Origin of the sequence: Streptomyces sp. SID486, from assembly GCF_009865385.1 — a bacterium.
Taxonomy (GTDB): domain Bacteria; phylum Actinomycetota; class Actinomycetes; order Streptomycetales; family Streptomycetaceae; genus Streptomyces.
The window spans coordinates 1-22814 of the sequence record NZ_WWJT01000072.1 but is presented as its reverse complement, the minus strand read 5'-3'; the positions used below and the strand labels follow the sequence as shown (position 1 = coordinate 22814).

Here is a 22814-nt window from a genome sequence, read left to right as displayed (position 1 = left end):
GGGGGACCGGTCCGGCCGCGGCGGGGCAGCCCGGGAACCACCCCGTCGCGGAGGCGGCCGCGAGCCGGGGGCCGGACGACGAACGGCTCGGCCGTGTCTTCCTCGGGCGGGTGACCGAACCGGGGGACGAGACGGCGGGACGGTGGGTGCGGGAGCTCGGGGTGAGGGAGGTGGTGCGGCGGCTGCGGTGCGGCATGGACCCGTTGCCCGGAGTGAGCGGGAACCGGTGGGCGGGGCTCGTCGCACGGGCGGCGCGGGCCGAACCGGAGCGGGATCTCGCCGCGGCCCGCGCCGCGGGCGCGCGGTTCGTGTGCCCGGGGGACGGCGAGTGGCCCCGGCAGCTCGACGACCTCGGCGACGCCCGGCCCCTCGGCCTGTGGGTACGGGGCCGGCCGAACCTGCGGATGTGGGCGCTGCGCTCCGTGGCCCTGGTCGGCGCCCGCGCCTGCACCGAGTACGGCACCCACGCCGCGGCCACCCTCGCCTGCGGCCTCGCCGAACGCGGGTGGGTGGTGGTGTCGGGCGGCGCCTACGGCATCGACGGGGCCGCCCACCGCGGCGCCCTCGCCGCCCGCGGCGCCACCGTCGCCGTCCTGGCCTGCGGCGTCGACCAGCCCTACCCCCGCGGCCACGCCGCACTGATCACCCGGATCGCGGAACAGGGACTGGTGGTGGGTGAGTTGCCGCCCGGCGACCACCCCACCCCCAGCCGGTTCATCCTCCGCAACCGCGTGATCGCCGCCCTGACCAGAGGCACCGTCGTCGTGGAGGCCGCCCGCCGCAGCGGCTCCCTGGCCACCGCGCGGGCCGCGCGGCGCCTCTCCCGGTTCACCATGGGTGTGCCGGGCCCGGTCACCAGCGCGCTCTCCGCCGGCGTCCACGAACTGCTGCGCGACGAGGCCACCCTGGTCACCGACGCCACGGAAGTCATCGAACTCGTGGGCGACATGGGTGACCTCGCACCGGCCCGGCGGGGCCCCGTCCTCCCACGCGACCTGCTGGAACCGGCCACCCGCGCCGTGCTCGCCGCCCTGCCCGGCAACCGCGCGGCCTCCGTGGAGGAGATCGCGCTCGGCGCGCGCACCACACAGGACGAGGCGATCGCGAGGCTGTACGAACTCCGCGCACTTGGTTACGTCGAACGACACGGCGATGGCTGGAAGTTGACACGCCAGGCGGTGATGTCGGTCCGGGCCGGTCGACACCCGTGCTGACCGACCGTGTTCGGCCGTCCGGGGGAACTCCCGACGCCCTTGGCGTTTCCCGGAGTTGGCGTCCCGAGCCGGTCACGCAGAGCGAGGCGTGCGGCGCGGCGAAGGGCCCCGCGCGGGCCTCCCGCGCCGGGGTGGTGCCGCACTGTTCGCACACCGCGACTCCTCAGTCACGCTACGCTCACGACGGTGGTGGCGCAGACCGCGCAACCCGGCACCAGACAGACACCTCACCCAGTCGGCCCACGTCAGCACAGGCAGCTCACTCCACCCACCTCGCAGCACTTCACGGCACTTCACGGCAGAACGGCACAAGGCGACGAATGCCCCAGCACACCTCCGGGTCCGACCGGGCGGCGATCCCCCCCACCGCCCGCGACGGTGGCAGCGTGCGACCGCCCGCCCCCTCGACGCTCGACGAGCTGTGGCGGTCGTACAAGGCGACGGGGGACGACCGGCTGCGGGAGCAGCTGATCCTGCACTACTCACCGCTGGTGAAGTACGTCGCGGGCCGGGTGAGCGTCGGGCTGCCGCCCAACGTGGAGCAGGCCGACTTCGTCTCCTCGGGAGTGTTCGGGCTGATCGACGCGATCGAGAAGTTCGACATCGACCGTGAGATCAAGTTCGAGACGTACGCGATCACCCGGATCCGCGGTGCGATGATCGACGAGCTGCGGGCGCTGGACTGGATCCCCCGCTCGGTCCGGCAGAAGGCGCGCAACGTCGAGCGCGCCTACGCCACCCTGGAGGCGCGGCTGCGGCGGACGCCGTCGGAGGGGGAGGTCGCCGCCGAGCTGGGCATGGAGGTCGACGAACTCCATGCCGTGTTCAGCCAGTTGTCGCTGGCCAACGTGGTCGCCCTGGAGGAGCTGCTGCACGTCGGTGGCGAGGGCGGGGACCGGCTCAGCCTGATGGACACGCTGGAGGACACCGCCGCCGACAACCCGGTGGAGGTGGCCGAGGACCGGGAACTGCGCCGGTTCCTGGCCCGGGCGATCAACACGCTGCCCGAGCGGGAGAAGACCGTGGTCACCCTGTACTACTACGAAGGGCTGACCCTCGCCGAGATCGGCAACGTGCTCGGCGTCACCGAGAGCCGGGTCAGCCAGATCCACACCAAGTCGGTCCTCCAGCTGCGGGCCAAGCTCGCGAGCTTCGGCCGGTGAGTCCTCCCCTCGGGGGTGGTGCGTCCGTAAAGTGGTCGGCGTGCCAAGGATTCGAGCGGCCTCCGTGGCCGAACACCGGTCGATGCAGCGAGCCGCCCTGCTGGACGCGGCTCGGTCCCTGCTGTCGGAGGGCGGAACGGAAGCGCTGACCTTCCCCGCGCTGGCCGAGCGGACGGGGCTGGCGCGGTCGAGCGTGTACGAGTACTTCCGGTCGCGTGCCGCCGTGGTCGAGGAGCTGTGCGAGGTCGACTTCCCGGTGTGGGCGGCGGAGGTCGAGACCGCGATGGAGCGTGCCGGCACGGCCGAGGGCAAGGTCGAGGCGTATGTGCGCCGGCAGCTGGCGCTGGTCGGGGACCGGCGGCACCGGGCGGTCGTCGCCATCTCCGCGAGTGAGCTGGACGCCGGTGCCCGGGAGAAGATCCGGGCGGCTCACGGGGGCCTGATCGCGATGATCGTCGAGGCGCTGGGGGAGATGGGACACGGCCAGCCCCGGCTGGCGGCGATGCTGTTGCAGGGGGTGGTGGACGCGGCGGTGCGCAGGATCGAGCTGGGGGCGGCCGAGGATCCCGCCGCCATCACCGATGCCGCTGTCGCCATGGCCCTGCGAGGCGTGCAGGGCTGACGCCCGGCCGCGCCGGTGACCCGGCGTGTCAGGAGCCGGTGACGGGCAGCAGCCGCGAGGGGCCCCTCCGCAGCAGCCAGGGAGGCAGCAACGACAGGGGGTCCAGGTAGGCCGAGCCTCGTAGCAGCCCCCAGTGCAGGCAGGTGGTGCTCCCGCAGTGCGAGCCGGCCGGTTCCACCGAACCCACCACGTCGCCCGCGCCCACCAGGGCACCCGCACCCACCACGTCACCGGCACCCGCCACGTCGGTCGCGCCCACCGGGGCACCCGAACCCACCACGTCACCGGCACCCACCACATCGGTCGCACCCACCACGTCACCGGCACCCGCCACGTCGGTCGCGCCCACCGGGCCAGCCGCGCCCACCACGTCACCCGCCCCCAGGACGTCACCCGCCCGCACTTCCTCGCCCTCCCGTACCGAGGCCCGCACCGGCTCGTACGTCGTCCGCAGGTCCGTGCCCGCCAGTGCCACGGACACCACGCCCCGCCCCGCCACCCGCCCCGCGAACACCACCCGGCCCGGTGCCACCGCGCGGACCGGGGCGCCGGCCGGTGCCGCCAGGTCCACGCCCCGGTGACCGGGACCGTACGCCGTCGCCGGTGGCTCCCAGCCCCGCAGGACCTGCGGACGAGAGCCCACCGGCCAGCCCCGGGCGATGGCCGGGACCGGTGCCGCCGGAGCCGGCGCGGGAACAGGGGCCGGGTCGCCCGCCCAGGCCATGGGCATGAGCGCGAGCCCCGGCAGACCCAGCAGCGGTACGGCCCACAGCGTCACGCATCGCATCAGTCGTCGCATGGACGCAACCGTCCCGCACCCCGCCCGGCCAGGGGCGGACCTGTGGACCACTCCCCGGTTGTGGACAGTGGCGTCACCCGCTGCCCCGCCGGTCCCGTACACTTCTTCTGGCGATCCGGGTCACCGGGTCGACTTCGCACGCCCCGGTACGACAGCCGGCAACGGTTCGTACCAAGCGCCCCTCGGTCCTTCGTGGCACGGCGCGACGCGGGCGTCAGGCGCGACCGCCGTCCGGCGGACGCGGCACAACCGAGAACACCAAGGAGATACGGCCATGGCCGTCGTCACGATGCGGGAGCTGCTGGAGAGCGGCGTCCACTTCGGTCACCAGACCCGTCGCTGGAACCCGAAGATGAAGCGCTTCATCTTCACCGAGCGCAACGGCATCTACATCATCGACCTGCTCCAGTCGCTGTCGTACATCGACCGCGCCTACGAGTTCGTCAAGGAGACCGTCGCCCACGGCGGCACGGTCATGTTCGTCGGCACGAAGAAGCAGGCGCAGGAGGCCATCGCCGAGCAGGCCACCCGCGTCGGCATGCCCTACGTCAACCAGCGCTGGCTGGGCGGCATGCTCACCAACTTCTCGACCGTCTACAAGCGTCTGCAGCGCCTGAAGGAGCTTGAGCAGATCGACTTCGAGGACGTCGCGTCCTCCGGTCTGACCAAGAAGGAGCTGCTGGTCCTCTCCCGCGAGAAGGCCAAGCTGGAGAAGACCCTCGGCGGTATCCGCGAGATGCAGAAGGTGCCCAGCGCCGTCTGGATCGTGGACACCAAGAAGGAGCACATCGCCGTTGGTGAGGCCCGGAAGCTGAACATCCCGGTCGTCGCGATCCTCGACACCAACTGCGACCCCGACGAGGTCGACTACAAGATCCCGGGCAACGACGACGCGATCCGCTCCGTCACCCTGCTCACCCGCGTGATCGCCGACGCCGTCGCCGAGGGCCTCATCTCCCGCTCTCGCGTCGCCACCGGTGACAAGGGCGAGAAGGCCGCGGGCGAGCCGCTCGCCGAGTGGGAGCGCGACCTGCTCGAGGGTGAGAAGAAGGACGAGGCTCCGGCCGCCGAGGCTCCGGCCGCCGAGGCCGCGCCGGCCGCTGAGGCTGCTCCGGCCGCCGAGGCTCCGGCCGCCGAGGCTGCTCCGGCCGAGGCCGCGCCGGCCGCCGAGGGCGAGCAGGCCTGACGCCGGTCCGTCAGCGTTCGACGGCGGGGGCGGTGCCATCAAGTCCGCCCCCGCTGTTCACCTGTAGGTCGGCACGCCGTCCGTGATCCGCGATCACATGTGGATCACGGACCGTGCGGATCAGAAGATCTTCCAGACTTCGAGAAAGACTCACAGACTCATGGCGAACTACACCGCCGCCGACGTCAAGAAGCTCCGTGAGCTCACCGGCGCCGGCATGATGGACTGCAAGAAGGCGCTGGACGAGGCCGAGGGCAACGTCGACAAGGCCGTCGAGGCGCTGCGCATCAAGGGCCAGAAGGGCGTCGCCAAGCGCGAGGGCCGCTCCGCCGAGAACGGCGCCGTGGTCTCCATCATCGCCGACGACAACTCCTCCGGTGTCCTGGTCGAGCTGAAGTGCGAGACGGACTTCGTCGCCAAGGGCGAGAAGTTCCAGGCCGTGGCCAACGCCATCGCCGAGCACGTCGCCAAGACGAACCCGGCCGACCTCGACGCGCTGCTCGCCTCCGAGATCGAGGCCGGCAAGACCGTCCAGGCGTTCGTGGACGAGGCCAACGCCAACCTCGGCGAGAAGATCGTCCTGGACCGCTTCGCGCAGTTCGCCGACGGCTACGTCACCGCCTACATGCACCGCACCATGCCCGACCTGCCCCCGCAGATCGGTGTCCTGGTCGAGCTGGACAAGCCGAACGGCGAGGTCGCCAAGGGTATCGCCCAGCACATCGCCGCCTTCGCGCCGAAGTACCTCTCCCGTGAGGACGTTCCGGCCGAGGTCGTCGAGACCGAGCGTCGCGTCGCCGAGGAGACCACCCGCGCCGAGGGCAAGCCCGAGGCCGCGATCGCCAAGATCGTCGAGGGTCGCGTCAACGGCTTCTTCAAGGACGCCACGCTGCTCGGCCAGCCGTACGCGCTCGACAACAAGAAGTCGGTCCAGAAGGTGCTGGACGAGGCCGGTGTCACCCTGAAGCGCTTCTCGCGCATCAAGGTCGGCATCTGAGTCCGTACCGCGATCGACGCGTGACCCCCAGGGAAATCCCAGAGGAATTCCCGGTAGGGTCGACCGCAGTCGTCCGCGCACACCGCCACACCCGGGCGTGCGGCGGACGGCAGCAGATCTGACGAGGAGGCCATTGCCGCGCAGGGAGCGAAAAGCGACCCCATCGGCAATGGCCTTCTTCGTATGTGCAACACATGAAAGAGGCGGGATCCCCCATGACCACCAAGGCCCAGACGAGCGACGACGGCAAAGTACGCGGCCGGTTTCTGCTGAAGCTGTCCGGAGAGGCGTTCGCCGGTGGCGGCGGCCTGGGCGTGGACCCGGACGTGGTGCACAAGATCGCGCGGGAGATCGCGGCCGTCGTGCGCGACGGGGCCCAGATCGCGGTCGTCATCGGCGGCGGCAACTTCTTCCGCGGCGCCGAACTCCAGCAGCGCGGCATGGACCGCGCCCGCTCCGACTACATGGGCATGCTCGGCACCGTGATGAACTGCCTCGCCCTCCAGGACTTCCTGGAGAAGGAGGGCATCCAGTCCCGCGTGCAGACCGCCATCACCATGGGCCAGGTCGCCGAGCCGTACATCCCGCTGCGTGCCGTGCGCCACCTGGAGAAGGGCCGCGTGGTCATCTTCGGCGCCGGTATGGGCATGCCGTACTTCTCCACCGACACCACCGCCGCCCAGCGCGCCCTGGAGATCGACGCCGAGGCGCTGCTGATGGGCAAGAACGGCGTGGACGGGGTCTACGACTCCGACCCGAAGACCAACCCGGACGCCGTCAAGTTCGACGCGCTCGGCTACGGCGAGGTCATCACCCGTGACCTCAAGGTCGCCGACGCCACCGCCATCACGCTGTGCCGGGACAACAAGCTCCCGATCCTCGTCTTCGAGCTTCTCGCCGAGGGCAATATCGCCCGTGCCGTCAAGGGTGAGAAGATCGGCACGCTGGTGGGCGACGAGAGCAGCCGGAACTGACCGGAACGCCCCCGGCGCCCGCGGTACGCCCCCTGTCCGGGGGACGGACGGGACGCGCCCTGGCCGGGGGATGGACAATGTCCTGCCGGTCGGGAACCGTGCAGGAAGAAGACGCGACGCAGCCGGCCGCCGCCCCGCAGAGGAACCGGAGCCGGGCCTCACTCAAGACACGCAGGAGCAAGTGGTGATCGAAGAGACCCTCCTCGAGGCCGAGGAGAAGATGGAGAAGGCCGTCGTGGTCGCCAAGGAGGACTTCGCCGCGATCCGCACCGGCCGTGCGCACCCGGCGATGTTCAACAAGATCGTGGCCGACTACTACGGCGCCCCGACGCCGATCAACCAGCTGGCCTCGTTCTCCGTGCCGGAGCCGCGCATGGCGGTCGTCACCCCGTTCGACAAGAGCGCGCTGCGCAACATCGAGCAGGCGATCCGCGACTCCGACCTGGGCGTCAACCCCAGCAACGACGGCAACATCATCCGAGTGGTGTTCCCCGAGCTGACCGAGGAGCGCCGCCGCGACTACATCAAGGTCGCCCGCGGCAAGGCCGAGGACTCCAAGATCTCGATCCGCTCCGTGCGCCGCAAGGCCAAGGAAGCCCTCGACAAGCTCGTCAAGGACGGCGAGGTCGGCGAGGACGAGGGCCGCCGCGCGGAGAAGGAGCTCGACGACACCACGCACAAGTACGTCGCTCAGGTGGACGAGCTTCTGAAGCACAAGGAAGCGGAGCTGCTCGAAGTCTGATGAGCGACTCTTCCTGGGGGGCACCGCCGCCGGCGGGGCAGGCCGGCTACTGGGGGTCCACCGCGGGTGGGCCTGCCCAGGGGGCTGCCCCGGCGGGTCCCGCGTACGATGCGCCTCAGGCGCAGCAGACTCGCCCCATGCCCATCGTGCCCGACGTAACCGACGTACCCGTGTACGGCGGGAACCAGGACGACGACCGGGGGGCCGCTTCGACGGGCGGCCCCTTGTTCCGAGACGAGACGTTCCAGGTCCGGGAACTCCCGGCCGAGACCCAGAACCCGGAGCCCATGCCCGACGTCCCGCAGACGCCGCCGGCGCCGCAGAAGAAGAGCGCGGGCCGTGACCTGAGCGCGGCCATAGGGGTCGGGGTCGGGCTCGGTGTGGTGATCGTCGCGTCCCTGTTCATCGTCAAGGCCGTCTTCGTCGGCGTCGTCGCGGTCGCCGTCGTGGTCGGGCTGTGGGAGCTGACCAGCAGGCTCCAGGAACGCAAAGCCATCAAGGCGCCGCTCGTGCCGCTCGCGGTCGGCGGAGCGGCCATGGTCGTCGCCGGCTATGTGCGCGGCGCCGAGGGGGCGTGGGTCGCCATGGCCCTCACCGCCCTGGCCGTCCTCGTGTGGCGCATGACGGAACCACCGGAGGGCTACCTCAAGGACGTCACGGCCGGCGTCTTCGCGGCGTTCTACGTGCCCTTCCTCGCCACGTTCGTCGCGCTGATGCTCACCGCCGACGACGGCCCCTGGCGGGTGCTGACCTTCCTGCTGCTGACGGTCGTCAGCGACACCGGCGCCTACGCGGTCGGCTGGCGCTTCGGCAGGCACAAGCTCGCCCCGCGCATCAGCCCCGGCAAGACCCGCGAGGGCCTGCTGGGTGCGGTGCTCTTCGCCATGGTCGCGGGCGCGCTGTGCATGCACTTCCTGATCGACGACGGCATCTGGTGGCAGGGCCTGCTGCTGGGCCTCGCGGTCGCGGCCAGCGCCACACTCGGTGACCTCGGTGAATCCATGATCAAGCGGGACCTGGGCATCAAGGACATGGGCACCTTGCTCCCCGGCCACGGCGGCATCATGGACCGCCTGGACTCGCTGCTGCCCACGGCACCGGTGGTCTGGCTGCTGATGGTCGTCTTCGTCGGCAGCAGCTGAGCCCGGTCCGCGCTCCGGCTGCCGAGGCCGCGACACCGGTCACGGGCTCCACGTGAGCCCCTCGCCGCACGGCCCACGGGCCCCCTTCCTGGGAACAGGAAGGGGGCCCGTGGGCCGTATGCAGCTCTCCGCGAGGGGGATCTCGGCGAAGCGGGAAGATCTGAGGGATCCGAGCGGCACCGGGGACGGCGGGGCGCCGCACCGGGATGCCGCAGCGACCGGGGTCGGCCCGCACCCGCACCCGGATGCCGCAGCACGAATCGGCGGCCGGGCCCCGCGCGCGGCAGACTCCCTCACAGGACGGCGTTCCCACCGCCGCCCGGCGACGCAGCAGGAGAGTGCCCGATGCCCCTCGATCCCGCACCGGTCCGCCCCCCGCCCGACCCCCTCCCGCCGGTCAGGGCCGGCGGCCCGCCGGCACCGCCCATCCGGTTCTGGCCCGTCGACGACCTGCCCGCGCTCGACCCCGATCCCTTCCTGGACGAACTGCTGCGCGACGAACCGGTCGCCCGCATCCGGCTGCCGCACGGCGCGGGATGGGCCTGGCTGGTCACGCGGTACGAGGACGTCCGCTTCGTCACCTCCGACCCGCGGTTCTCCCGGGCGGAGGTCACCGGCCGTGACGTCACCACCATGCGCCCGGTGCCGGTGGCTTCGCAGACCGCCGGGGTGCAGTACGTCGACCCGCCCCGGCACACCCTGCTGCGCCGGGTCGTCGCACGGGCGTTCACCGGCGCCGGCATGCGGCGGCTGCGTCCGCTCGCCGAGCGCAGGGCCGCCGAACTGCTCGACGGGATGGCACGCGCCGGTGCTCCGGCCGACCTCATGGAACATCTGCACGGCCCCTTCCCGATCGCCGTGCTCCGCGACTTCCTGGGCGTGGCGGAGCAGGACTGGCAGCAGTGGGCCGCGACGGGCGAGGCCCTGCTGTCCGCGGGCGCGGGGTCCCAGGAGCGCGCGGCGGAGGCCGCCGCGGCCACCCGGGCCCGGATCGCCGAACTGCTCCGCAGCCGCCGCGACGACCCCGGCGAGGACCTGGCCGGCGTGCTGGCGCAGGCCGCCGCCGCGGGTGAGATCACCGACGACGAGGCGATCTCTCTCGCCATCGCCGTCCAGGTCAGCGGCGGCCACGCGGTCCGCAACAACAGCGGCTCGATGATGTACGCGCTGCTCACCCACCCCGGGCAACTGGACCGGCTGCGCCGCGAGCCGGGCCTGCTGCCCCGGGCCGTGGAGGAACTGCTGCGCTACGTACCGCACCGCAACGGCGTCGGCATCCCCCGGATCGCCACCGAGGACGTGCGGGTCCGCGGCCGGTTGATCCGCGCCGGGGACGTGGTCTACAACGCCTACGTCGCCGCCAACCGCGACCCCGCGGCCTTCCCCGACCCCGGTGCCCTGGACTTCGACCGCGAAGGCACCCCGCACGTCGCCTTCGGCCATGGCCCGCACCACTGCATGGCAGCCGTCATGGCCCGCATGGAGGCGGAGGTCATGATCGGCTCCGTACTCGCCCGCTTCCCCGGCATCCGGCTGGCCGTACCGCCCGAGGAGGTCGAGTTCCAGCGCCAGGGCCTGATCCGCGGACCGAGGGCACTGCCCGTGACCTGGTGACGACCTCTTCCCGGGCGACCGGATCACCCGCGCCCGGTCGGACCTGCGACACCGGTACCGCCATGCCCGGGCCCGAAAACTGGCACTCCCGCCCTCTCACACCCGGTCGGGCCGCCTCAGCGCCGCCGGGGAAACCTCCACCCGTTCTGGCGCAGCTTGTAGAGGACGAACACCCCGCAGAGCGCCCACACGCCGAGGAAGGCCCATCTGAACCACGGGGGGCCCTGCCAGCGCTCCGCCAGTTGCACCGATGCCACGTAGTAAGAGGTCATTCCTCGCGCGTGCCCGGCCGTGACGGCGGAAACACGCGGTCGACGGCCTTCCGCTCCTGGCTGGACGCCGTCAGGCACCCGGCACACCGCACAGGCGAGCGGTGACGCCCCCGGACGACAGCCGTAGCCAGCGACGACCGCGGGTCACCCATGTGGATCTGCGACACCGGTATCCCCATGCCTGAGTCCGGAGAACCGACAGTGATCCGGAGTAGATGGTGCTCTTACCAGCGCCTTTGACGTTGGAGCGGGGGCTGCTGCGGGCTCCTGGGCCGGGCCTGGGCCGTGAGCCGCAGATCCGCACCTGCGAAGGCGGACTCAGCTGTGAGTGAGGCGACGGCGTACCGCGTTTCCGCTCGCCGCCACGAAGCGCTCGATGGCTTCGGAGTAACGGCTCCAGCGAGCGGCGTACTCGGGGTCGTCGATGTGCCCCCGTCGCCAGTAGCTACCGAATTGCTGGCCGGCCTTGTTCATCTCTTCCAGTGCCGACAGCAATGCTTGGTCCTTCGAGAGGAAGCGCAGTCGTGCGGACGCGAGCCGCTGGGCTGACAGGTCCCAGTCGCTGACTCGACCCTCCAAGCTCAGGGCCTTCTCCTCCCAGACGCGGTGCTGTAGGTCCGCTGATGATGCCGCCACCAGAGCACATTGCTCCAACAGCAACTGCGCGATGCGAGCCTTCTCCTCGGATCGCTTGACAAGGTGCTGACCTACAAGCGCGATCACAGCACCGGCAATGGTCGCCAACAACGTCCCCTACACACCCATGTCAGGGATTGTTCCCAGACCCCTGTCACTCGCATGCCCGTCGAGTCAGCCGAACTGCGCGGAATCACTGTCAGGAGACAGCACCGCGTCCCCTGCCTTCCGAGTCCGCTCCTGGCTCGATGGCATGACATGCGCATACACCCGCATGGCCCCAACGTCGTGCCTTAGCGGGCAGGTCCACAGACTGTCCGACGCGCCGGAAGCTTACGGGGCCATGATCACTCGCACCAAAGCAGCTCCAGCCCAAGGCCGCTCCACCGACCGCTTCTCATGCCTCGGGAGCGGCATGGCAGAGCAGCGGTGCTCGTCTTCCGATGCCTGTGGCGAATTCAGGCATCCTGACCACTTCGCCATGCAAGTGATTCCCAGGGAAGTGGCAGGCTATCGAGGGGTAGCCGGGAGAGTGTGAGGATAAGATCCTCTCTACGGAACTCGAGTCCGGAGGCAAGGAGAATTCGCGTATGCTCGTCGAGTGCCTCGATGAACTCACCCGCGAACCCTAGAACTGTTGGAATTGTCCAAGCTTCACCAGGGAGGATCACGTCTGGTTGAGCGTGCTGGACGGGTCGCTGCACATGCACTGAAATCGGCTTTAATTCCTTTAGTGGTCCTCTCGAAGACCGTTCCACTCTCCGGATGATGCGGTCACCTGCAAGCTCGATCGCGCGCAACACGGCCATTTCTCCAACGGCAGTGAACAGGGTTAGACGATCTACTTCCCGCATGACCTCTCCAGTTGTCGTCACGCTACTGCTGCGTGATTTCCATAGGGTGGGCGCCAGATTCCATCCAGGCCTTCGCGAACCACTGCCCGATGTTGGTCAGTCGCCACTCGTCCATGCTTTCTGTATTGGCGGAAGTGCTCGATGACCCGATGATTTCAATGTAGCCATCCGATTCCAGGAAGCGAAGACATGCGCGCTTCAAGGTAGGGTGCCTGAAATGCGTTCCCCCGTACTTTGCGAAGATCTGCAGCCAGAGATACTCTGTTTCCGTATATCTATCGTTAGCCCAGGCGAGGCGGGCCTTAATTACCCGCAAATCGTGGTCGGGGATGATTCCAGAGGTGTGCTGGTGGTGATGCGCAGCGCAAGCGCGGAGAAGATTACCGAAAACATCAGGTCCGCCCCTGGCGCGATCCCAGATGTGGCAGGCTTCCTGAGCTGGCATGCGACAGTGGGTGAACGGGCAAACTCCGCCTACTTCAAGTCGGAGATCACGCTTCAAAGTGGCCGGGAGGGCAGGGCGCGGCGTATTCATTGCAACTCTTAGGGACTCGAAGGGGAAGTTTCTACTTCCATTTCAGCATTCGTTTTCCGTGGATAGCAGCTGCCCTGGACCAGGAGCACGCGCTACAGCGATTAAGCCAACTGTAGGGTGAGGCATCCTTGGCTGACTTCTCATTCGTGCGCCTGAAGTTATGGCGATCGCGAACGCGTCCGCACGGCGCGTCAGCCGCATGGTAAATTGTCAAGTCGGGCCCGGGCGTCCATCGCACCAAGCAGGGCATTTATTCACTTTCTCTCGCGGCCTTGGCGGCTTTACGGACGATCGACTGCAACTTTTCGTCTGTCTCGGCGTGGAGACGAACTACTGCTTTATGGGTCTCGTCCAAAATCTTCGCCCGTTCCCTTTTAAGGTCATGGAACAAGTTATCGTCGCTCACATCTATTCCTAATGTTCCGGCGTTGCCTCCGTAGATTACTAACCCATCCGTCCGCCAGTGCGCGATCAATTGCTCGATACTGGCCAACTTCGAACGATGTCGATCACGTGCGGATGGTTGAAGTCAATGAGATTTCCTTCCAGTGCGTACTGTCTTCGTGTGGTGTTCGTGCGAGGCGGTTGCAGTGTCCGACGTCGTGCATGCCGGCGGGACACAGCGGCGGGGGTTCTCTCGACGGGCTACAACGCCGACGTGCAATGGCCGGATGGTTGCCGGGGCTCCGGGCCGTCCCTGGGCCGTCCGAAGTCGACCGGCGCTGACGGTTCGGTGCCCACGGGTGACCACCCCCACCCCGCTCTGGCCTGGGCCCCCGGCGATGATCTGCCACACTGGACGTGTTATGCCTGCACCCGGAGAACTCACTTTCGTCGCCCCGCGCGGAGCCAAGAAGCCGCCGCGGCATCTCGCCGACCTCACGCCCGCCGAGCGCAAGGACGCGGTGGCCGAGATCGGGGAGAAGCCGTTCCGTGCCAAGCAGCTCGCGCAGCACTACTTCGCGCGGTACGCGCACGACCCGGAGCAGTGGACCGACATCCCCGCCGGTTCGCGCGCCAAGCTCCAGGAGGCGCTTCTCCCGGAGCTGATGACCGTCGTCCGGCATCTGTCCACCGACCAGGGGGACACCCGCAAGACGCTGTGGCGGCTGTTCGACGGGACCCTCGTCGAGTCGGTGCTGATGCGGTATCCGGACCGGGTCACCATGTGCATCAGTTCGCAGGCCGGATGCGGGATGAACTGCCCGTTCTGCGCCACCGGGCAGGCGGGCCTGGACCGCAACCTGTCCACCGCCGAGATCGTCCACCAGATCGTGGACGGGATGCGGGCGCTGCGGGACGGCGAGGTGCCGGGCGGCCCGGCGCGGCTGTCCAACATCGTCTTCATGGGGATGGGCGAGCCGCTCGCCAACTACAAGCGGGTGGTCAACGCCATCCGCGCGCTCACCGACCCCGCCCCCGACGGCCTCGGACTGTCCCAGCGCGGGATCACCGTCTCGACCGTGGGACTGGTGCCGGCCATCCACCGGTTCGCCGACGAGGGCTTCAAGTGCCGGCTCGCGATCTCCCTGCACGCCCCCGACGACGAGCTGCGCGACACCCTCGTCCCCGTGAACACGCGGTGGAAGGTGCGCGAGGTGCTGGACGCCGGGTTCGAGTACGTCGAGAAGAGCGGGCGCCGGCTGTCCATCGAGTACGCCCTCATCCGGGACATCAACGACCAGGCATGGCGCGGTGACCGGCTCGGCCGGCTGCTCCGGGGCAAGCCCGTGCACGTCAACCTCATCCCGCTGAACCCCACGCCGGGGTCGAAGTGGACCGCGTCGCGGCCGGAGGACGAGAAGGCGTTCGTCGAGGCCGTCGCCGCGCACGGGGTACCCGTCACCATCCGGGACACCCGTGGTCAGGAGATCGACGGAGCCTGTGGTCAGCTCGCGGCCACCGAACGGTAATCTGGCCACGTCCACACATCTTCATATTCCGACAGGGGAGCGCCACAGCGCTGAGAGTGCGGCAATCGGGCCGCAGACCCTCTGAACCTCGCCCAGGTCATTCTGGGTAGGAAGTTCGGTCACCACTCAAGCTGTTGCGCCCTGCCCGCGCCCCCTCAGGGGTGCCGGGCAGGGCCGCGTCTCTTCCTGGCCGACCCCCAGGAGGACATCCAGTGCACGACAAGACCCTCGTGGCCGTGGCGGCGGGGCTCGGCCTGCTCGCCCTGCCCGCGCTGGCCGGGTGCGGGTCATCCGGCTCCCAGGGCTCCTCGGATCCCGGGACCGTCACCCTGGTCAGCCACGACTCGTGGGCCGTCTCGAAGAACGTGCTCAAGGACTTCGAGAAGCGGTCCGGCTACAAGGTCAGGGTCCTCGAGGACGGTGACGCCGGGCAGGCCGTCAACAAGGCGATCCTCACCAAGGACAACCCGCAGGGCGACGTCTTCTTCGGTGTCGACAACACCCTGCTGTCCCGGGCCCTCGACAACGGCCTCTTCCAGCCGTACACCGCCAAGGGCCTCGATCAGGTGGGCGCGGCTCACCAGCTCGACAAGGACAAGCACCGGGTCACCCCCGTCGACTACGGCGACATCTGCGTCAACTACGACAAGGCGTACTTCAGCGAGCAAAAGCTGACCCCGCCGCGCTCCTTCGCCGACCTCGCCGAGCCGCGGTACAAGAACCTCCTCGTCACCGAGAACGCGGCCACCTCCTCGCCGGGGCTGGGTTTCCTCCTCGGCAGCGCCGCGCGTTACGGCGATGAGGGCTGGCCGGACTACTGGAAGAAGCTGAAGGACAACGGCGTCAAGGTCGTCGACGGCTGGGAGCAGGCGTACTACCAGGAGTTCTCCGGCTCCTCCGAGGGCAGGAAGGCGGGCGGCGACCGGCCGCTCGTGGTGTCGTACGCCTCCTCCCCGCCCGCCGAGGTCATCTACGCCAAGAAGCGGCCCCGCACCGCCCCGACGGGTGTGGCGAGCGGCACCTGCTTCCGGCAGACCGAGTTCGCCGGGGTGCTCAGCAACGCCGGCAACACCAAGGGCGCCAAGGCGTTCGTCGACTTCCTGATCTCCAAGGAGTTCCAGGAGGACATGCCGCTGAACATGTACGTCTACCCGGTGCGGCAGGGCGCGAAGGTGCCCGCCGAGTTCACCGCGTACGGGCCGGCCGCCGAGCACCCCGAGACCATGGCGTCCGACCGGATCGCCGCCAACCGCGACCAGTGGGTCAAGTCGTGGACGTCGCTCGTACTGAAGTAGCCGCCCGCGAGCGGGACCTGCGCGGGAACGCGGCACGGCTCGGGCTGATGGCCCTGCCCGTCGCGTTCTTCGCGCTGTTCTTCGCCTGGCCCGTGGCGGCGATCGTCGCGCGCGGCCTGAAGGTGGACGGCGCCTGGCGGTTCGGGCGGATCACGGACGTCCTCGCCCAGCCGGACATCCGGCACGTGCTGTGGTTCACCACCTGGCAGGCGCTCGCCTCCACCGCGCTCACCCTGCTGTCGGCGCTGCCCGCCGCCTATGTCTTCGCCCGGCTGGACTTCCCCGGCAAACAGGTGCTGCGAGCCGTGGTGACGGTCCCGTTCGTGCTGCCCACCGTCGTCGCCGGCAGCGCCTTCCTCGCCCTCGTCGGGCACGGCGGGCTGCTCGACGAACTGTGGGGCGTCCGGCTGGACACCACGGTGTGGGCCATCCTGCTGGCCCACGTCTTCTTCAACTACGCCGTCGTCGTCCGTACGGTCGGCGGGCTGTGGGCCCAGCTCGACCCCCGGCAGGAGGAGGCCGCGCGGATGCTGGGCGCCTCCCCGCTGTCGGCCTGGCGCAAGGTCACGCTGCCGGCGCTCGCGCCCGCCGTCGCCGCCGCCGCGCTGATGGTGTTCCTGTTCACCTTCACCTCCTTCGGTGTCGTGCAGATCCTCGGCGGCCCCACCTTCTCCACCCTGGAGGTGGAGATCTACCGGCAGACCTCCGAGACCTTGGACCTGTCGACGGCCGCCGTGCTCACCCTCGTCCAGTTCGCGGCCGTCGGCGCGATCCTCGCCGTGCACGCCTGGACGGTACGGCGCAGGGAGTCCGCCCTCCGGCTGGTCGACGCCGCGACGACCGCGCGCCGGCCGCGCGGAGCGGGACAGCGGACGCTGCTCGCCGGGGTCCTCGCGTCCATCGCCCTGCTGCTGGTGCTGCCGCTCGGCGTGCTCGTCCGGCGCTCGCTGGACGGGAACGGCCTCGGCTACTACCGGGCGCTGACCGACGCGGACGGCGGTACGTTCCTGGTGGCGCCCGTGCACGCCGTGTGGACCTCGCTGGAGTACGCGGTCGCCGCCACCGCCATCGCCGTGGTGATCGGCGCACTCGCCGCCGCGGCGCTGGCCCGCCGGGACGCGGGACGGCTGGTGCGGGGCTTCGACGCGCTGCTGATGCTGCCGCTCGGCGTCTCCGCCGTGACCGTCGGGTTCGGCTTCCTGATCGCCCTCGACAAGCCGCCGCTGGACCTGCGCCAGTCCTGGATCCTGGTGCCGCTCGCCCAGGCGCTGGTCGGTGCCCCCTTCGTCGTACGGACCATGCTGCCGGTGCTGCGAGCGGTGGACGGCCGGCTCCGGGAGGCGGCGGCCGTGCTCGGCGCCTCGCCCTGGCAGGTGTGGCGGGAGGTGGACCTGCCGCTGGTGCGGCGGGCGCTGCTGGTCGCCGCCGGGTTCGCGTTCGCCGTGTCGCTGGGCGAGTTCGGGGCGACCGTGTTCATCGCCCGGCCCGACAACCCCACCCTGCCGGTCGCCGTGGCCCGGCTGCTGAGCCGTCCCGGTGATCTCAACTACGGGCAGGCGATGGCTCTTTCGACCATTCTGATGGTGGTGTGCGCCGCCGCGCTGCTCCTCCTGGAGCGGCTGCGCCCGCCGTCTCGGACAGACTCGGCCGGGGGGATGCCCATCGGCCGGACGGGGGAGTTCTGATGCTGCTGAGCCTGGATGCCGCGACCGTGCGCTTCGGCGGGCGGCCGGTGCTCGACGCGGTCGGCCTCGATGTCGCCGAGCACGAGGTGGTGTGCGTGCTCGGGCCGAGCGGCAGCGGCAAGTCGACGCTGCTCCGGGCGGTGGCCGGACTGCAGCGCCTGGACGCCGGGCGGGTGCTGCTCGACGGCCGTGACCAGACCGGCGTGCCCGCGCACAAGCGGGGCGTCGGGCTGATGTTCCAGGATCATCAGCTCTTCCCGCAGCGGGACGTCGGCGCCAACGTGGCCTTCGGGCTGCGCATGCACGGCGTCGACAGGGGTGAACGGGACGCCGAGGTGGGCCAGTTGCTGGAGCTGGTCGGGCTGCCGGGTGCCGCACGGCGGGCCGTCGCCTCCCTCTCCGGCGGCGAGCAGCAGCGTGTGGCCCTCGCCCGGGCGCTCGCGCCGCGGCCCCGGCTGCTCATGCTGGACGAGCCGCTCGGCCAGCTCGACCGCTCGCTGCGCGAGCGGCTCGTGGTCGAACTGCGGGAGCTGTTCGGGCGGTTGGGTACGACCGTGCTCGCCGTGACCCACGACCAGGGCGAGGCGTTCGCGCTGGCCGACCGGGTGGTGGTGATGCGGGACGGCCGGATCGCGCAGTCCGGGACGCCGGTCGAGGTGTGGCAGCGGCCCGCCGACGCTTTCGTGGCCCGCTTCCTCGGCTTCGAGAACGTGGTGCGGGCGACCGTCGCCGGCACGGTGGCCGACAGTCCGTGGGGCAAGCTGCCCGTTCCCGACGGCTCCCCGCAGGGCGGCCGCACGGTGCTCGCCCGTCCCGCCGGGGTCCGGCTGGTACCGGCCGACCAGGGCCTGCCCTGCACGGTGACCGCCCGCACCTTCAGGGGCACGCATGTGGCCGTCCACCTCCAGCCGGCGGACGGCCCGCGGCTGGAGGCGGCGTGTGCGCTCCGGGACGCGCCGGAGCCCGGCGCGTCGGTGGGTGTGGAGTTCGACGTGGCGGAGATCGTCGTACTGGACTGACCGTCCGCCGCCGGGCGTCAGCCGTTGCGGTTCGTGCCCCGGCGGCGCATGCCGAACCAGACCGCGCCACCGCCGACGACGACCAGCGCCGCCGCGAGCCCGGCGATCAGCCCGGTGTTGGAGTTCGCGCCGGTCTCGGCGAGGTTGGAGTCACCGACCGCCGGGGACGGCGCGTTGCCCGGGGCGCCCGCCGGTGCGGAGCTGGACTCGGAGGCCGACGGGGCCGGGGTCGCCGACCCGGGCGGCGTGGACTCGGCCGGTGCGGACCTGGAGGGTGACGGCGACGGCGACGCGCTGGCCGGCGGCGTCGGGGTGCTGCTCTCGGTGGTGCAGGCGGTGGACGGGGTCACCAGGTCGGGCCGGACGTCCTCGTCCACGGCCTTGGCGCCCTTGGCGGCCTTGACGTGCACCCGGTAGGTGGCGTTCGGCTTCCAGTCCTCCGCGAAGGTGATGTCGGTGCCCTGCTTCGACCCCTTGACCGGCTGCTCGCCGACCTTCGTCTCTATGCCGCCGACGCCCTTGAGGAAGACGCTGACGGTGGCTTCGGTTGCGGAGGCGTCCGTGTCGGTGACGACGATGACACCCTTGCCGCCGTCGCACTTGGCTTCGGCGGAGAAGTCCTTGATGTCGCAGGCGAGGGCGGAGCCGGACAGGCCCAGCACCAGCGCCGTCGACCCGGAGGCGACACCCAGGAGGCGCACGGAACGGCGTACGCTACGGCGAGTCATGGACAACGTTTGTCCTTTACAGAGTGCAATTGCGGGGGGTTGTGGGGGAGTCGGGGCGAGTGATGAGGTGAGGCCCCGGCACCCCAGGAGGCTCACAGATTTATAAGCGCCTCGCGAGAAGTGTCAACGCATATGCCGTTCACAGCCGTTGACTTTGCCCGCTTATTAACCACCGAGACGTTTGATCGCCTCGGGCGCCTGCTCGATCCGGTCGACGAGGGCGATACGGGACTCCATCGCCCGCCCCTGCGCCAGCGACCGCAGCAGCGGCCAGGCCGGCAGCTCCCGCGTCCAGTGCTCGCCGTCCACGAGCACCATCGGGGTCGGTTCGCCGCGCGACTCGTAGTAGTTGGGTGTCGCGTTGTCGAAGATCTCCTGTACGGTCCCGGCGGCGCCCGGCAGGAACACCACCCCGGCGGTGGACCGGGCCAGCAGGCCGTCCTCGCGGGTGGCGTTGGCGAAGTACTTGGCGAGGTGCGCGGCGAAGGCGTTCGGCGGCTCGTGGCCGTAGAACCAGGTGGGGATGCCCACCGACGTCCCGCCTCCGGGCCAGCGTTCGCGCACCTCGAAGGCGGCCCGTGCCCAGTCGGTGACGGACGGCCGGAACGAGGGGGCCTTGGCGAGCAGCCGGAGGGCGTCGTCGAGCATGCCGTCGGCGAACGGGGCGGCGTACGCGCCCAGGTTGGCCGCCTCCATCGCGCCCGGCCCGCCGCCGGTGGCCACCGTGAACCCGGCGCGGGTCAGCTCGCGGCCGAGCCGGGCGGCACCGGCGTAGGCGTCGGTGCCGCGGGCCATCGCGTGGCCGCCCATGACGCCCACCACCCGGGCGCCGACGAGGAGTTCGTCCAGCGCGTCGGAGACGGCGTCGTCGTGGATGGCGCGGAGCATGGAGGCGAAGACGTCGCCGTCGGCCTTCGTCCGCTGGAACCAGTCGTACGACAGCGCGTCCGGAGTGGCCTCGTAGCCCTCCGCCAGCGACGCGAACAACTCGTCGGGCGTGTAGACGAAGCCCCGGTACGGGTCGAAGGGGAGCCCGGGGACCGGCGGGAACACCAGGGCTCCGGCCGACCGGACATGGGCGGCGGCCTCGGTGTCCATCGGGCAGCCGAGGAAGACGGCACCGGTGGTGTCGAGGCGGAGTAGTACGGCGGTACGGCCGGTCAGGTCGACGGCCTGGACGCGGAAGCGGGCGAGCGTGCCGTGTTCGGCGACCACCTCGTCGAACTCGGCGAGCGACTCTATCTCGTGGTCGTGGGCGGCGCGGGACGGCTGGGCGGGTGTCGGATGCACCCGCCCATGCTGGCACGGCAGTTCGAGCCCCGGGCAGCGGCCCTGGACATCGGCCCCCCGACAGCGGCCTCGGACGCCAGCCCGGAACAGCGGCCTCGGACGTCAGCCGAGGCCATCGCCCTCGGACGTCAGCCCTGGACGGCCGCCGGGTCCATCCACATGATCTCCCAGGTGTGGCCGTCGAGGTCGTCGAAAGCGCGGCCGTACATGAATCCCTGGTCCTGAACCGGGCCGGTCGCCGTGCCGCCGGCCGCGACCGCCTTGTCGACCAGCTCGTCCACCTTCTCCCGGCTCTCGGCGCTCAGACAGACCAGCACCTCGCTGGTGGTCGTCGCGTCGGCGATCTCCTTCTTGGTGAAGGTCGCGTAGAACGGCTTGGTCAGCAGCATCGCGACGATGGTGTCGCTGATCACCACGGAGGCCGCGTTCTCGTCACTGAACTGGGGGTTGATCGTGTAGCCGAGTTCTGTGAAGAACTTCTTCGAGGCGTCGAGGTCGTTCACGGGCAGGTTCACGAAGATCATCTGCTGGTACATGCGGGTCACTTCCGTCGGTGTGGTGCGCGTGCGTCGCGTTCGGGAGGTAGACCGGCGGACCGCCGCGGACTCATCGGTGCCCGGTGATCCTCTTTTCCGACTTCCCGCGGGGCGAGCGGTCAGCGGGCCGTGGGCAGTGCCGACAACGCGGCGATCACGAGGGTGAGCGGACCGAACAGGGCGAGCAGGGCGACCACCCGGAGGGCGGCGGCCCCGCGCAGCATGGTGGCGGGCGCGCCGAGGCGCAGCAGCGCGGCGGTGGTGTCGGCGCGGCACTGGCGGGCCTCCACGGCCGCGGTGAACAGGGTGGCGACCGTGGAACCGGCGACGACGAGCGCCCCGAGGGCGGACAGCGGTCCGAAGGCACGGGCCGAGCCGTCGTGCAGGGCGGTCATGGCGTAGCCGGCGGACGCGACCGCGCAGACCACGCCGAGCGGACGGCCGATGCGGGCGGCCTCCGTCATCAGGACCCGGCCGGCGAGCAGCCGGAGCGCGCCCGGGCGGGTGGACTGCAGGAGCAGGCCGCAGAGGTGGGTGAGGCCGGGGGCGGCCAGGACGAGGCCGGTGCCGGTGAGGAGCCAGCCGAGGAGTACGGCGAGCGCGGGGGCGGGATCGGAACGGCCCGCGTACGACTGCACGGTCAGGCCGCCGGTGACGAGGGCCACGCCCCAGGGCAGTCCGACGGGGGACTGCCGGGGGAACTGGGGAGCGGGAGCCGGAGCGGGGGCGGAGGTGGGGTCGACCGGGTCACCGGCCTGCCCGTCACCGCCGCCGCTTCCCGCCTGCCGCGGACGGTCCTGCCCGGCGTCGGCGTTTCCGGCCTGCCCGTTCCCGGCCTGCCCGGCGTCGGCGCTGCCTGCCCGTCCGTCCCTCGCCTGTCTGCCGTCGGCGTCGGCTGCCCGTCCGTTCCCGGGCTGCTCGGCGTCGGCGCCTCCCGCCCGTCCCTTCCCGGGCTGCTCGGCGTCGGCGTCTCCCGCCCGTCCGGTCCCGGGCCGTCGCCCTTCGTCGGCGCCTCCCCGGGGCCGGCCGGCGCCGGCGGTGTCCCCCGGTGGCCGGCGGCCGGAGCGGGCGCCGAAGCGGCCGTACGCTCCGAACGTCTCCTTCGCCGCCGTGTTGCCGTACGCCCCGAAGCGCCCGAACCCCCGGGTGCCCCGGACGGCCGGGCGGGGATCGCGAGGACGCAGGGCCAGGGCCACCACCGTGGTCGCCGCGGCCGGGAGCAGGGCCAGCAGGGTCAGCGTCGCCGGGAGGGGGAGGGGACGGTCCGCGGCCAGGAAGCCGGCCGCCGCGCCGTCGAAGGGCATGCCCGACAGGTCGCCGCGCAGATGCAGGAAGACCAGCAGGGCCAGCATCGAGCCCAGGGTGCAGGACAGGGCGGTCGTCAGGGCGGAGACGGCCATCAGGCGGGCCGGCCCCAGACCCACGGCGGACAGTCCGGGGCGCGGCCGGGTGCCGGGATCGGTGCGGGCGACGGCGAGCGCGAGGTACACCGTGGCGGCGAGCGGCACCGCGCACCAGGCCAGGCGCAGCGCGGCGGCACCCGGCGCGTCCGGGTGGTCCAGGGCGTGGCCGAGGCAGGCCAGGAGCAGGAACCCGGT

The 22814-nt window shown here is 70.8% G+C and carries 21 protein-coding genes, 1 pseudogene and 1 riboswitch; of the genes and pseudogenes, 13 read left to right on the top strand and 9 right to left on the bottom strand.

Annotated elements, in window-relative coordinates; translation table 11 throughout:
- Positions 1-110: 110 nt before the first annotated feature.
- The 3 genes from dprA to GT045_RS03650 all read left to right on the top strand — a co-directional run bounded on the left by dprA (position 111) and on the right by GT045_RS03650 (position 2999).
- Positions 111-1214 (top strand): DNA-processing protein DprA, encoded by a 1104-nt coding sequence (dprA, locus tag GT045_RS03660; RefSeq protein WP_161333276.1) that lies wholly within the window; start codon positions 111-113, stop codon positions 1212-1214.
- Between the two features lie 320 nt (positions 1215-1534).
- Positions 1535-2377 carry an RNA polymerase sigma factor WhiG gene (gene whiG / locus GT045_RS03655; protein WP_161297688.1) on the top strand — a complete coding sequence of 281 codons (843 nt, stop codon included), beginning with the start codon at positions 1535-1537 and terminating at the stop codon, positions 2375-2377.
- A gap of 64 nt (positions 2378-2441) precedes the next feature.
- Positions 2442-2999: a TetR/AcrR family transcriptional regulator gene (locus GT045_RS03650; RefSeq protein WP_161297689.1), complete on the top strand. Its 558-nt coding sequence runs from the start codon at positions 2442-2444 to the stop codon at positions 2997-2999.
- A gap of 379 nt (positions 3000-3378) precedes the next feature.
- Here the strand turns inward: GT045_RS03650 and GT045_RS40645 are convergent.
- Positions 3379-3729, bottom strand: a pseudogene (locus tag GT045_RS40645) (M23 family metallopeptidase); the annotation flags it as partial.
- 343 nt (positions 3730-4072) lie between these two features.
- On the opposite strand from GT045_RS40645, the gene rpsB reads away from it, so the two are divergent.
- The 6 genes from rpsB to GT045_RS03615 all read left to right on the top strand — a co-directional run bounded on the left by rpsB (position 4073) and on the right by GT045_RS03615 (position 10453).
- Positions 4073-4984 carry a 30S ribosomal protein S2 gene (gene rpsB, locus GT045_RS03640; RefSeq protein WP_161333274.1) on the top strand — a complete coding sequence of 304 codons (912 nt, stop codon included), beginning with the start codon at positions 4073-4075 and terminating at the stop codon, positions 4982-4984.
- 160 nt (positions 4985-5144) lie between these two features.
- Positions 5145-5981, top strand: a complete 837-nt coding sequence (tsf, locus tag GT045_RS03635; RefSeq protein WP_161294518.1) for a translation elongation factor Ts — start codon at positions 5145-5147, stop codon at positions 5979-5981.
- A 215-nt stretch (positions 5982-6196) separates the two neighbouring features.
- Complete coding sequence (gene pyrH, locus GT045_RS03630; protein ID WP_161333273.1) at positions 6197-6955, top strand: UMP kinase; 759 nt, start codon at positions 6197-6199, stop codon at positions 6953-6955.
- A gap of 184 nt (positions 6956-7139) precedes the next feature.
- The gene (gene frr / locus GT045_RS03625; RefSeq protein ID WP_161294514.1) at positions 7140-7697 is read left to right on the top strand and encodes a ribosome recycling factor; all 558 of its coding nucleotides are present in this window, start codon (positions 7140-7142) and stop codon (positions 7695-7697) included.
- Complete coding sequence (locus GT045_RS03620; protein ID WP_161294512.1) at positions 7697-8839, top strand: phosphatidate cytidylyltransferase; 1143 nt, start codon at positions 7697-7699, stop codon at positions 8837-8839. Before frr ends, GT045_RS03620 begins: the two co-directional genes overlap by 1 nt.
- Before the next feature lie 345 nt (positions 8840-9184).
- Complete coding sequence (locus GT045_RS03615) at positions 9185-10453, top strand: cytochrome P450 (RefSeq protein ID WP_161333272.1); 1269 nt, start codon at positions 9185-9187, stop codon at positions 10451-10453.
- 116 nt (positions 10454-10569) lie between these two features.
- Here GT045_RS03615 and GT045_RS03610 read toward each other — a convergent pair whose 3' ends face one another.
- The 4 genes from GT045_RS03610 to GT045_RS03595 all read right to left on the bottom strand — a co-directional run bounded on the left by GT045_RS03610 (position 10570) and on the right by GT045_RS03595 (position 13243).
- On the bottom strand, positions 10570-10725 hold the full coding sequence (locus tag GT045_RS03610; RefSeq protein ID WP_161287383.1) for a hypothetical protein: 156 nt from the start codon (positions 10723-10725) through the stop codon (positions 10570-10572).
- Between the two features lie 318 nt (positions 10726-11043).
- Positions 11044-11469: a hypothetical protein gene (locus GT045_RS03605; RefSeq protein ID WP_161333271.1), complete on the bottom strand. Its 426-nt coding sequence runs from the start codon at positions 11467-11469 to the stop codon at positions 11044-11046.
- Positions 11470-12237: 768 nt separating this feature from the next.
- The gene (locus GT045_RS03600; RefSeq protein WP_161333270.1) at positions 12238-12660 is read right to left on the bottom strand and encodes a hypothetical protein; all 423 of its coding nucleotides are present in this window, start codon (positions 12658-12660) and stop codon (positions 12238-12240) included.
- A 340-nt stretch (positions 12661-13000) separates the two neighbouring features.
- Positions 13001-13243, bottom strand: a complete 243-nt coding sequence (locus GT045_RS03595; protein WP_161333269.1) for a hypothetical protein — start codon at positions 13241-13243, stop codon at positions 13001-13003.
- Positions 13244-13556: 313 nt separating this feature from the next.
- Here GT045_RS03595 and rlmN point away from each other — a divergent pair, with 313 nt between their 5' ends.
- The 4 genes from rlmN to GT045_RS03575 all read left to right on the top strand — a co-directional run bounded on the left by rlmN (position 13557) and on the right by GT045_RS03575 (position 18662).
- Positions 13557-14663 (top strand): 23S rRNA (adenine(2503)-C(2))-methyltransferase RlmN, encoded by a 1107-nt coding sequence (gene rlmN, locus GT045_RS03590; RefSeq protein WP_161287380.1) that lies wholly within the window; start codon positions 13557-13559, stop codon positions 14661-14663.
- Between the two features lie 23 nt (positions 14664-14686).
- A riboswitch (TPP riboswitch) is annotated at positions 14687-14794 on the top strand.
- An 81-nt stretch (positions 14795-14875) separates the two neighbouring features.
- Positions 14876-15958: a thiamine ABC transporter substrate-binding protein gene (locus tag GT045_RS03585; RefSeq protein WP_161333268.1), complete on the top strand. Its 1083-nt coding sequence runs from the start codon at positions 14876-14878 to the stop codon at positions 15956-15958.
- Between the two features lie 47 nt (positions 15959-16005).
- Positions 16006-17643 (top strand): iron ABC transporter permease, encoded by a 1638-nt coding sequence (locus GT045_RS03580; RefSeq protein WP_161287386.1) that lies wholly within the window; start codon positions 16006-16008, stop codon positions 17641-17643.
- Positions 17643-18662 carry an ABC transporter ATP-binding protein gene (locus tag GT045_RS03575; RefSeq protein WP_161333267.1) on the top strand — a complete coding sequence of 340 codons (1020 nt, stop codon included), beginning with the start codon at positions 17643-17645 and terminating at the stop codon, positions 18660-18662. Before GT045_RS03580 ends, GT045_RS03575 begins: the two co-directional genes overlap by 1 nt.
- 17 nt (positions 18663-18679) lie before the next feature.
- Here GT045_RS03575 and GT045_RS03570 read toward each other — a convergent pair whose 3' ends face one another.
- The 4 genes from GT045_RS03570 to GT045_RS39445 all read right to left on the bottom strand — a co-directional run.
- Positions 18680-19390 (bottom strand): LAETG motif-containing sortase-dependent surface protein, encoded by a 711-nt coding sequence (locus tag GT045_RS03570; protein WP_202515028.1) that lies wholly within the window; start codon positions 19388-19390, stop codon positions 18680-18682.
- Positions 19391-19555: 165 nt separating this feature from the next.
- Positions 19556-20680, bottom strand: coding sequence for an LOG family protein (locus GT045_RS03565; protein ID WP_161333266.1), 1125 nt, complete (start codon positions 20678-20680; stop codon positions 19556-19558).
- A 128-nt stretch (positions 20681-20808) separates the two neighbouring features.
- Positions 20809-21216, bottom strand: coding sequence for a VOC family protein (locus GT045_RS03560; protein WP_161287376.1), 408 nt, complete (start codon positions 21214-21216; stop codon positions 20809-20811).
- Between the two features lie 119 nt (positions 21217-21335).
- Positions 21336-22814, bottom strand: a 1479-nt coding sequence (locus GT045_RS39445) for a hypothetical protein (protein ID WP_237538332.1), incomplete at its 5' end; no start/stop codon positions are given.

Excerpts from the sequence above, each read along its gene's own strand:
- whiG (WP_161297688.1), top strand. The coding sequence starts at position 1,535 with ATGCCCCAGCACACCTCCGGGTCCGACCGGGCGGCGATCCCCCCCACC.
- rpsB (WP_161333274.1), top strand. The coding sequence starts at position 4,073 with ATGGCCGTCGTCACGATGCGGGAGCTGCTGGAGAGCGGCGTCCACTTC.
- tsf (WP_161294518.1), top strand. The coding sequence starts at position 5,145 with ATGGCGAACTACACCGCCGCCGACGTCAAGAAGCTCCGTGAGCTCACC.
- pyrH (WP_161333273.1), top strand. The coding sequence starts at position 6,197 with ATGACCACCAAGGCCCAGACGAGCGACGACGGCAAAGTACGCGGCCGG.
- GT045_RS03620 (WP_161294512.1), top strand. The coding sequence starts at position 7,697 with ATGAGCGACTCTTCCTGGGGGGCACCGCCGCCGGCGGGGCAGGCCGGC.
- GT045_RS03615 (WP_161333272.1), top strand. The coding sequence starts at position 9,185 with ATGCCCCTCGATCCCGCACCGGTCCGCCCCCCGCCCGACCCCCTCCCG.
- GT045_RS03610 (WP_161287383.1), bottom strand. The coding sequence starts at position 10,725 with ATGACCTCTTACTACGTGGCATCGGTGCAACTGGCGGAGCGCTGGCAG.
- GT045_RS03600 (WP_161333270.1), bottom strand. The coding sequence starts at position 12,660 with ATGCCAGCTCAGGAAGCCTGCCACATCTGGGATCGCGCCAGGGGCGGA.
- rlmN (WP_161287380.1), top strand. The coding sequence starts at position 13,557 with ATGCCTGCACCCGGAGAACTCACTTTCGTCGCCCCGCGCGGAGCCAAG.
- GT045_RS03580 (WP_161287386.1), top strand. The coding sequence starts at position 16,006 with ATGGCCCTGCCCGTCGCGTTCTTCGCGCTGTTCTTCGCCTGGCCCGTG.
- GT045_RS03575 (WP_161333267.1), top strand. The coding sequence starts at position 17,643 with ATGCTGCTGAGCCTGGATGCCGCGACCGTGCGCTTCGGCGGGCGGCCG.
- GT045_RS03570 (WP_202515028.1), bottom strand. The coding sequence starts at position 19,390 with ATGACTCGCCGTAGCGTACGCCGTTCCGTGCGCCTCCTGGGTGTCGCC.
- GT045_RS03560 (WP_161287376.1), bottom strand. The coding sequence starts at position 21,216 with ATGTACCAGCAGATGATCTTCGTGAACCTGCCCGTGAACGACCTCGAC.